Raw genomic sequence first — 8,758 nt, 5'->3', positions numbered from 1 at the left:
ACACGGGGCGAAGCCGGGAGTCAGGCGGCCGAGCTGCCGCCGGTGCTCGCGGAACTCCCCGAAGAGCCCGAAGAGGAGGAGCTTGAAGAGGAGGACGACGAAGAGGACGCCGCCGCGGCGGCGGGCTTCGCGTCGGAGGACGTGGACTCCGATGCCTTCCCGTCGGACGACTTCGCCGAGGCCCCGTTGGCCGCGGGCGCGCTGCTCGACGACGAGCCGCGGCTGTCGTTGCGGTAGAAGCCGGAGCCCTTGAAGACGATGCCGACAGCGGAGAACACCTTCTTAAGGCGTCCATCACAGGCGGGGCACACGGTCAGGGCGTCATCGGTGAACTTCTGCACCGCCTCAAGGCCCTCGCCGCATTCGGTGCACTGATACTGATAGGTCGGCACTGGTCTTCCTCCTGGCACTCTCACTCAGTGAGTGCTAACGACGGTCCATAGTGACGTATTCCGCTGGATCAGTCCACCGTCACCCGCGGGCGGTGATCCATCCCACTCGCCCCGCGCGCCGCTACTCGCCCTGCCACCTGCGGTGAAAGCCGTGAACGGAGAGTGATCACTGTCGCGAGCGCGAGCACCGTTCCCACCAGCGGAACCACGAATCCGGCGTTCGCGCCCCTCGCGTCCGCGAGCTGTCCGGCCACCGTGACGGCCGTCGCCTGGCCGAGCGCCACCGCGCCCGTCAACCAGGTGAACGCTTCCGTACGGGCCGAGGCCGGCACCAGCGAATCGACGAGCGTATAGCCGCTGACCAGCACCGGAGCTATGCAGAGGCCGACCAGCAGAGCGAGCGCGGCGAGCAGCGCCACCGAGTGCGCCGCCCATAGGGCGGAGGCCGCGAGCGTCAGTCCCGCGTAGCCGAGCACCAGCCGCCGCCGGGGGCCGCTCTTCCAGGCGATGGCTCCGCAGGCGACGGCCGCGAGCATGTTGCCCGCCGCGAATATCCCGTACAGCAGTCCATTGGCCCCCGGGTTACCGATCTCCTCGCTGAAGGCGGTCAGCGAGACCTGCATCCCGCCGAAGACCGCGCCGATACCGAGGAAGGCGACCGCCAGGACCCGTACGCCCGGCACGGAGAGCGCGGAGACGCGGGGGACGGGACCCTCGGCGGACGGACGGCGGACCGCCGGCTGCGTGCGCCGCTGGGCGGCGAAGAACAGACCGCCGACCAGGGTCAGTCCCGCTTCGGCGATCAGACCGGCGGCCGGGTGGACACCGGTGCACAGCGCGGTCGCGAGCACCGGTCCGACGACGAAGGTCAGCTCGTCCGTCACGGATTCGAACGCCGCGGCTGTCGTCATCAGCGGCGACCCGTCCAGTTTCGCGGCCCAGCGGGCACGCACCATCGGGCCGATCTGCGGTACGGAGGCACCCGTCGGCACGGCGGCGGCGAACAGCGCCCATAGGGGGGCGTCACCCAGCGCGAGCGTGATCAGTACCGTTACGGAGACGGTGTGGACGACCACGCCAGGCAGCAGGACCGCGCGCTGCCCGAAACGGTCCGCGAGTTTGCCGCTCTGCGGTGCGCACAGGGCCATGGCGACACCGGTGACGGCGGCGACCGCGCCGGCGCTGCCGTAGGAACCGGTGGTGTGCTGGACCAGCAGGACGATGCCGAGGGTCAGCATCGCGAAGGGCAGCCGTGCGGCGAAGCCCGGGACCAGGAAGGTCCAGGCGCCGGGGGTGCGCAGCAGCCGTCCGTATCCGGGACGGGGGTCTTCGGTGACCGTGGACACCACGGTCCGTGCCTTTCTGCCGCCTGGTGGCGCCCCCGTGGGGTACGGGAGCGGCCGAGAGCTGTCCTCTTGTGCGCGCGGGACTGCGGTGGATACCGGTTGCCCTCGCGCGGAGGTGTTCTCGGCCGCCATACGGTCGCGCCAGCTCTGCGTCAGGCAGAGGTGGTCGATCAGGTATGCGTTCAGGGTACAGGGGCTTGGTGCCCCGGTACCCCCACGATCACCCCGTCCCCAGCCACCCCGCGATCACCCCATCCCCGGCCACCCCGTGGTCACCCAGTCCCCGGCCACCCCGCGATCACCCCGTCCCCAGCCACCCCGCCAGTTTCCCGCCCTGGCCCACCGCGCGCAGGCGGCGTTCGGTCGCGTCCCGTACGGGGTCCGTCGCGACGACCAGGAGTTCGTCGCCGCGACGCAGGACGGTGGTCGGCAGCGGGACGAAACTCTTCTCGTCGCGGACGACGAGGGTGACCGCGGACCCGGCGGGAAGCCGCAGCTCGGCGACCTCGACGCCGTGCATACGGGACTCCTCAGGGATGGCGACCGAGAGGAGATGCCCGCGGAGGAGTTCCAGGGGCGCGGACTCGACGCCGAGGTCGGACGGGGCGCCGGGGCCGAGTTTGAGAGCCTTGGCGAGCCAGGGAAGGGTGGGGCCCTGGACGAGGGTGTAGACGACCACGAGGACGAAGACGATATTGAAGATACGGGCGCTGCCCTCGACCTCCCCCACCATGGGGATGGTGGCCAGAATGATGGGCACGGCACCGCGCAGCCCGGCCCAGGAGAGCAGGATCTGCTCCCGCCGTGGGACACGGAACGGCAGCAGGCTGATGAACACCTCCAGCGGACGCGCCACCATGGTCAGCACCAGCCCCACGATCACCGCGGGCCAGAAGTCGTCCACCAGTTCGTGCGGGGTCACCAGCAGCCCGAGCAGGACGAACATACCGATCTGGGCGAGCCAGCCGAGACCCTCGGCGAAACCCCGGTTCGCGGGGGCGTGCGGGAGCCTGGAGTTCCCGAGGACCATCGAGGCCAGATAGACGGCGAGGAATCCGCTGCCGTGCGCCATGGCACCGGCCGCGTACGCGGAGACCGCGATCGCCATCACGGCGATCGGGTAGAGGCCCGAGGCCGGCAGCGCCACATGCCGCAGCCCGAACGCGCCCAGCCAGCCGACGGCCAGTCCGATGCTCGCGCCGATCGCCAGCTCCAGCGCGATCTTCCCGACGAGGACGTACCACTCGTCGACCGGCCCGGCCGTCGAGAAGGCCACCACCAGGATCACCACAGGGGCGTCGTTGAAGCCGGACTCGGCCTCCAGCACACCCGTCACCCGGGACGGCAGCGGCACTCTGCGCAGTACGGAGAAGACGGCCGCCGCGTCCGTGGACGACACCACGGCCCCGATGATGAGGGCCTGCCGCCACTCCAGTCCGACGAGATAGTGCGCGGCCGCGGCCGTGATGCCCACGCTCACCGCGACGCCGACGGTCGACAGCACGACGGCCGCTGGCAGCGCCGGTTTGATCTCCTGCCACTTGGTGCCCAGACCGCCTTCGGCCAGAATCACCACAAGCGCGGCATAGCCGATCACCTGTGTCAGCGCGGCGTCGTCGAACTTGACGTCGAAGATCCCGTCCTGCCCGATCGCGATCCCGATTCCGAGATACAGCAGCAGGCTGGGGAGCCCACTGCGCGACGAGATGCGGACCGCCGCGACGGCGATGAGCAGCACGAGTGAGCAGATGAGCAGAAGTTCGTTGAGGTCGTGGACAGTCAGTGGCCGATCCTTTCCCTCGCGCCTCTACGTGCCGGATCGTTAATCCGGGCGGCGACACTTCGTTACCTTACCTAATCTTTAACGTTTCCTTGACGCCGGGGATCACCTCCGGGGCTGCTTGTCGCCCGTTCCGCGCCCGCCGATTCCATGACCGGCTTTCGGATACCGCGTCAGGGACGGCGGGGCGCTGCACCTATGGTTGCTTCAGCACTCCAGGACCAGCCTGCGCCTCGAAGGACAGCGATGCCCGCCAACACAAGCGCCTCTTCCCGCAAGAAGAAAAAGAAGGGGCGACGTGCCCGCCTGCTTGTGCTCATCCTGGTGCTGGCGCTCCTGGGCGGCATCGGATACGGCGGCTACTGGGGTGTCAGTACGGTGCGCGCCTCCTTCCCGCAGACCACCGGGACGATCGAGATCGAGGGCCTGAGCGGCCAGGTCGAGGTCAGACGGGACGACTACGGCATTCCGCAGGTCTACGCGGACAGTGACGAGGACCTCTTCCGCGCGCAGGGCTTCGTCCAGGCGCAGGACCGGTTCTGGGAGATGGACGTACGCCGTCATATGACGGCGGGCCGACTCTCCGAGATGTTCGGTTCCGGCCAGGTCGACACGGATGCCTTCCTGCGGACCCTCGACTGGCGGGGAGTGGCGCAGAAGGAGTACGACGAGAAACTCTCGGACGACACGAAGAAGTACCTCCGGGCGTATTCGGACGGGGTCAACGCCTACCTCAAGGGCAAGGAGGGCAAGGAGCTGTCCGTCGAGTACGCGGCGCTCTCCTTCTCCAACGACTACAAGCCCGAGCCGTGGACCCCGGTCGACTCGGTGGCCTGGCTCAAGGCGATGGCGTGGGACCTGCGCGGCAATATGCAGGAGGAGATCGACCGGGCGCTGCTGACCAGCAGGCTGTCCGACAAGCAGATCAAGGACCTGTATCCGCCGTATCCGTACGACCGGAACAAGCCGATCGTACGGAAGGGCGGGATCGATCCCGTCACCGAGAAGTTCGATCCGGACGCCAAACCGTCCGGTGACGCGGGCGGCGGCTCGGGCGGCTCAAGCGGCTCGGGCAACCCGGGCAATAGCGGCACCGGCACCGGCACCGGCAACAGCGGCGGCAGCGGGAACAGCACCTCGGGCGTCGACCCCGGCGGCACCCCCGCCGACGCGGTCGAGGGACTGAACTCCCAGCTCTCCGCACTCTCCGAGAGCCTGGACGCCATCCCCCAGATCCTCGGCCCGAGCGGCAGCGGCATCGGCTCCAACTCCTGGGTCGTCTCCGGCAAGAACACGACGACCGGCAAACCGCTGCTGGCCAATGACCCGCATCTCGCGCCCCAGCTGCCGTCGCTCTGGTACCAGATGGGCCTGCACTGCCGGAAGGTGTCCGATACCTGTCGGTTCGACACCGCCGGCTACACCTTCGCCGGGATGCCGGGCGTGATCATCGGCCACAACCAGGACATCGCCTGGGGCTTCACCAACCTCGGCGCCGATGTCACCGACCTCTATCTCGAAAAGCTCTCCGGCAACAGCTACGAGGTGGGCGGCGAGAGCAGGAAGCTGACCACCCGCAAGGAGGTCATCAAGGTCGCGGGCGGCGACAGCAAGACGATCACGGTCCGCTCGACCGGACACGGACCCCTGATCTCGGACCGCAGCACCGAACTGGAGAAGGTCGGCCAGCAGGCCCGGGTCGCCGATGACGCACCCGACCGGGCCACCGGGTACGGCGTGGCGCTCCAGTGGACCGCGCTGCAGCCGGGCAAGTCGATGGACGCGGTGTTCGCCCTCAACCGCGCGACGGACTTCGACTCCTTCCGCAAGGCGGCCAGGGACTTCGAGGTCCCCTCCCAGAACCTGATCTACGCCGACGCCAAGGGCGCCCATGGCAACATCGGCTACCAGGCCCCCGGCAAGATCCCGGTTCGCGCCAAGGGGGACGGTTCCGTGCCCGTGCCGGGCTGGGACCCGGAGTACCGCTGGAAGAAGGACCCTGTTCCGTTCGACGAGATGCCGTACGCGGAGAACCCCGGGAGCGGCTATGTCGTCACGGCCAACCAGTCGGTCATCGACCCCGAGAAGTACAGGCATCACCTGACCTCGGACTACGGCTACGGTGCCCGCAGCCAGCGGATCATCGACCTCATCGAGGTGAAGACCAAGGGCGGAGGCAAGATCTCCACCGAGGACATGCGCACCATGCAGATGGACAACAGGAGTGAGATCGCCAAGCGCCTGGTCCCGCTTCTGCTGAAGATCAATGTCCCGGACCCGGATGTCCGCGAGGCGCAGAAGCTGCTGGAGGCATGGGACTACACCCAGGAACCGGACTCGGCCGCCGCCGCCTACTTCAACGCCGTCTGGCGCAACATCCTTAAGCTGGCCTTCGGGAACAAGCTGCCGAAGGAACTGCGCGTGGAGGGCGAGTGCCTGAGCGTCCGCCCGGCCGACAGCACGGTCCCCGATGACGAACTCAGCCAGCGGGTGGTGGAGTGCGGCGAGCGCGACGCGGACTCGGCGCAGCCGGACGGCGGCGACCGCTGGTTCGAGGTCGTCTACCGCATCCTCGACGACGAGAAGAGCACCTGGTGGCAATCCCCGCCCAGCCGTACGGACAAGGCCACCACCACCCGTGACGAACTGTTCGCCCGCGCCATGGAGGACGCGCGCTGGGAGCTGACGGCCGAGCTGGGCAAGGACATCTCCACCTGGAACTGGGGGCGGCTGCACCAGCTGACGCTGGAGAACCAGACCCTCGGCATCAAGGGTCCCGGCTTCCTCCGGTTCATGCTCAACCGCGGCCCCTGGAATCTGGGCGGCGGCGAGGCGGCGGTCAACGCCACCGGCTGGAACGCGGCGGCCGGGTACGAGGTCGTCTGGGTGCCGTCGATGCGGATGGTCGTCAATGTCGGCGACTGGGACAAGTCCCGCTGGATCAATCTCAGCGGAGCCTCGGGCCATGCCTACAGCGCGCACTACACGGATCAGACCGACAAGTGGGCCAATGGCGAGCTGCTCAACTGGCCCTTCGGCGACGAGGCGGTCAAGGCGAACACCGTCGACACGCTGACGCTGAAGCCCGCGGGCGGCTCGGTCGGCCAGTAGCGGGCTGCGGGCCCGGACACCGGGCACCGGACAAGGCGGCAGCAGAGCAGCAGGCAAGGCAGCGGCCGGGGCAGCCGTCCCGGGTCAGCCGAAGCGCCGGACCCCCTCCGGTGTGACGACAGCGTGTACGGGGTGGTCGTGCGGTTCCTCCGGGACCCGGGCGACCACCTCGTTCCCGTACAGCAGCACCACCAGCGCGGGCTCCGCCCCGGCCGCCGCCAGCCGCGCGAGCACCCGGTCGTACGAGCCGCCGCCGCGCCCCAGGCGCATTCCGCGCCGGTCCACGGCGAGCCCCGGAAGGAGTACGGCATCGGCCTCCAGCACGGCGTTCACACCGAGCCGCTCCCCGTCCGGCTCCAGCAGCCCGCGCCCGGCGGGCACCAGCCGCCCGGCGCCCCGGTACACGCCCCAGTCCAGGTCGTTGTCGGCCAGCAGGACCGGCAGCAGGACCCGTACGCCCCGGGTGAGCAGCGCGTCGAGCAGCGCGCGCGTACCGGGCTCGCGCCCGACAGAGACATATGCGGCGACGGTGGCGGCTCCGGTCAACTCCGGAAGATCCAGGGCGTGTCGGGAGAGAACCACGGAAGCGTTCCGTACGTCCTCAGAAGACAGAAGACGTCGGGCGCCGAGAAGGCGACTTCGAAGCGCCCTCTTTCCGGACATTTCATCGCTCATTAGGTACTCGCAAACGTCATATATACGCTGTATCAGAACGAAGTTAACCGGAAGCTCATCTTCTGCCCATACGTGCCCCTTACCTACCGGATACTGTGCTGAATATGACTGAGTCGAACCCCAGGATCAGCAAGGCGGTGATCCCCGCCGCCGGCCTCGGCACGCGGTTCCTGCCCGCCACCAAGGCCACGCCCAAGGAGATGCTGCCTGTTGTCGACAAACCGGCGATCCAGTACGTCGTCGAGGAGGCGGTCGCGGCCGGCCTCTCCGACGTACTGATGGTCACCGGCCGCAACAAGCGTCCCCTTGAGGACCACTTCGACCGCAACTACGAGCTGGAGGAGGCGCTGACCCGCAAGGGCGACGCCAACCGTCTCAAGCGGGTCCAGGAGTCGAGCGACCTCGCCACCATGCACTATGTGCGCCAGGGCGACCCGCGCGGCCTCGGCCACGCCGTCCTGTGCGCCGCGCCGCATGTCGGGGACCAGCCCTTCGCGGTTCTCCTCGGCGACGACCTGATCGATCCGCGCGATCCGCTGCTCGCGCGCATGGTCGAGGTCCAGGAGCGCGAGGGCGGCAGCGTCGTGGCCCTCATGGAGGTCGACCCCGCCCAGATCCATCAGTACGGCTGCGCGGGTGTCGAGTCCACCGGCGAGGCCGATGTGGTCAGGGTGACCGAGCTGGTCGAGAAGCCGGACCCGGCCGACGCGCCGAGCAATCTCGCGATCATCGGCCGCTATGTCCTGACCCCGGCGATCTTCGCGATACTCCGGGAGACCCGTCCCGGCCGGGGCAATGAGATCCAGCTGACCGACGCGCTCGAAATGCTCGCCGAGGACGAGAAGATCGGCGGGCCGGTGCACGGCGTCGTCTTCAAGGGCCGCCGCTACGACACCGGTGACCGGGGCGACTATCTGCGGGCGATTGTCAGACTCGCATGCGAACGTGAAGACCTGGGACCCGAGTTCCGCAACTGGCTCCGTCGCTATGTGACCGAGGAGATGTAGGCCGTGAGCAGCACGATCTGGTCGGTGGACGACCACCTGGAGGACGTCCTCGCGGCGATCCGCCCGCTCGACCCGATCGAGCTGCAGCTGATGGACGCGCAGGGCTGCGTCCTGGTCGAGGACATCACCGTCCCCGTCGCGCTGCCGCCCTTCGACAACAGCTCGATGGACGGCTACGCGGTGCGTACGGCCGACATCCAGGGGGCCACTGAGGAGTTTCCCGCCGTCCTCACCGTCATCGGCGACATCGCGGCCGGGGGCGGCGCCCTGCCCGAGGTCGGCCCCGGCGAGGCCGCGCGGATCATGACCGGCGCCCCGCTGCCGCCCGGTGCGCAGAGCGTCGTCCCGGTCGAGTGGACCGACGGCGGTGCCGGCGGGGGAGCGGTGACCTCGATGCGCCCGGCCGGGCGGGCCCCTGAGGGCGCGAGCGGCGAGGTCCGGGTGCAC

At 69.0% G+C, this 8,758-nt stretch carries 6 protein-coding genes and 1 pseudogene; 3 read left to right on the top strand and 4 right to left on the bottom strand.

The genetic code is table 11. The features are described from left to right. Positions 1-20: 20 nt before the first annotated feature. The 3 genes from ACWF94_RS25155 to ACWF94_RS25145 form a co-directional block, all read right to left on the bottom strand. A complete protein-coding gene (locus tag ACWF94_RS25155) occupies positions 21-392 on the bottom strand; it encodes an FmdB family zinc ribbon protein (protein ID WP_453492685.1) in 372 nt (123 codons plus the stop codon). Positions 393-460: 68 nt separating this feature from the next. Continuing rightward, entirely contained in the window at positions 461-1,741 is a 1,281-nt protein-coding gene (locus ACWF94_RS25150; RefSeq protein WP_453492682.1) for an MFS transporter, read from the bottom strand. Between the two features lie 295 nt (positions 1,742-2,036). After that, positions 2,037-3,476 carry a potassium/proton antiporter gene (locus ACWF94_RS25145; protein ID WP_453492679.1) on the bottom strand — a complete coding sequence of 480 codons (1,440 nt, stop codon included), beginning with the start codon at positions 3,474-3,476 and terminating at the stop codon, positions 2,037-2,039. 288 nt (positions 3,477-3,764) lie between these two features. Here ACWF94_RS25145 and ACWF94_RS25140 point away from each other — a divergent pair, with 288 nt between their 5' ends. After that, positions 3,765-6,629: a penicillin acylase family protein gene (locus ACWF94_RS25140; protein ID WP_453492676.1), complete on the top strand. Its 2,865-nt coding sequence runs from the start codon at positions 3,765-3,767 to the stop codon at positions 6,627-6,629. An 84-nt stretch (positions 6,630-6,713) separates the two neighbouring features. Here ACWF94_RS25140 and ACWF94_RS25135 read toward each other — a convergent pair whose 3' ends face one another. Then, entirely contained in the window at positions 6,714-7,304 is a 591-nt protein-coding gene (locus tag ACWF94_RS25135) for a 5-formyltetrahydrofolate cyclo-ligase (RefSeq protein ID WP_453492673.1), read from the bottom strand. A 104-nt stretch (positions 7,305-7,408) separates the two neighbouring features. Between ACWF94_RS25135 and galU the strand changes: the two genes are divergently transcribed. Both galU and ACWF94_RS25125 read left to right on the top strand, forming a co-directional pair. Beyond that, positions 7,409-8,311, top strand: a complete 903-nt coding sequence (gene galU / locus ACWF94_RS25130) for a UTP--glucose-1-phosphate uridylyltransferase GalU (protein WP_453492670.1) — start codon at positions 7,409-7,411, stop codon at positions 8,309-8,311. A 3-nt stretch (positions 8,312-8,314) separates the two neighbouring features. Further along, positions 8,315-8,758, top strand: a pseudogene (locus ACWF94_RS25125) (gephyrin-like molybdotransferase Glp); the annotation flags it as partial.

It is taken from the genome of Streptomyces sp. NPDC055078, assembly GCF_053607985.1.
This window is presented reverse-complemented; position numbering and strand designations above follow the sequence as displayed.

Excerpts from the sequence above, each read along its gene's own strand:
- ACWF94_RS25140 (WP_453492676.1), top strand. The coding sequence starts at position 3,765 with ATGCCCGCCAACACAAGCGCCTCTTCCCGCAAGAAGAAAAAGAAGGGG.
- ACWF94_RS25135 (WP_453492673.1), bottom strand. The coding sequence starts at position 7,304 with ATGAGCGATGAAATGTCCGGAAAGAGGGCGCTTCGAAGTCGCCTTCTC.
- galU (WP_453492670.1), top strand. The coding sequence starts at position 7,409 with ATGACTGAGTCGAACCCCAGGATCAGCAAGGCGGTGATCCCCGCCGCC.